We start from the raw sequence: 865 nt of genomic DNA, 5'->3' as shown, positions 1-865 counted from the left end.
GTGGAACATTGCTGTGTTGTCTCAACCATCCACAAATCAGTATTGACCAATTTATGGCTGACCTCGACGAGTACTTCGATGGAAAAGCAACACTTGAAGTCATTGCACGCGCTCCAGAAATTGAAGAGCTAGAGAATGAAAAAGGCTTGAAGTTAGTCATAGTGACTCTATAAGTTCGGACAGAATGGCCGCAATGGACTAGAGCCTTCATCATGGCGCTCGGTATATTTGGCGACATACAAAAATTAAGATGAATAATTATGAATTACCGTCGCTCTCTTTCGATGCTTTGTGTGCTGTCCATCGGCGTATTATTGAGCGCTTGCAGTCAACAAGCCATTCAAATACCTAATGTGAGCTTGAGCCAAGTTCAGCTCAATAAATACGAAGCGAGCTGCAAAGTTTGTCACGAACAAAAAGCAAGCGGCGCACCGCAACGCGGTGCGTATCAAGACTGGCAAATTGTCTTCGGCAAGCCAATGGATTTAATTATGACTCGGGTCATTGATGGCTATGCGGGAATGCCTCCGTTAGGCCAATGCTTTGACTGTTCAGAATCTGATTTAAATGATTTAGTGCTTTATCTCGCGCAATCTCCAAACACTCAAAAACACGAAGCGGAGAAATAGCTATGCAGCGCAGAGACTTACTAAAATCGATGGTTGCTGCATGTTTATCGAGCGCCGTACCCAATATTGCGTTATCGACTTCTGCACTGGCGTGGAAAAACTGGTCAGGCAATCAACGCTGCGTACCGAGTGCACGTATTGCGCCGCAAAGTTTAGCGGATCTGCAAACATGGCTGCGCAACAACCAAGGAAAAATGCGCTCTGTAGGCTCAGGACATTCCTTTACAGCACTCGTC

At 45.7% G+C, this 865-nt stretch carries 1 protein-coding gene and 1 pseudogene; both read left to right on the top strand.

The window, feature by feature from the left end:
• Nucleotides 1-260 precede the first annotated feature (260 nt).
• Nucleotides 261-629: a cytochrome c5 family protein gene (locus A3762_RS03895; protein WP_068478255.1), complete on the top strand. Its 369-nt coding sequence runs from the start codon at nt 261-263 to the stop codon at nt 627-629.
• A 2-nt stretch (nt 630-631) separates the two neighbouring features.
• Nucleotides 632-865: pseudogene (locus A3762_RS03890) on the top strand (FAD-binding protein); the annotation flags it as partial.

It is taken from the genome of Oleiphilus sp. HI0125 (genome assembly GCF_001635355.1).
The sequence above is the reverse complement of the archived record's forward strand: the minus strand, read 5'-3'. Positions and strand labels throughout refer to the sequence as shown.

Excerpts from the sequence above, each read along its gene's own strand:
- A3762_RS03895 (WP_068478255.1), top strand. The coding sequence starts at position 261 with ATGAATTACCGTCGCTCTCTTTCGATGCTTTGTGTGCTGTCCATCGGC.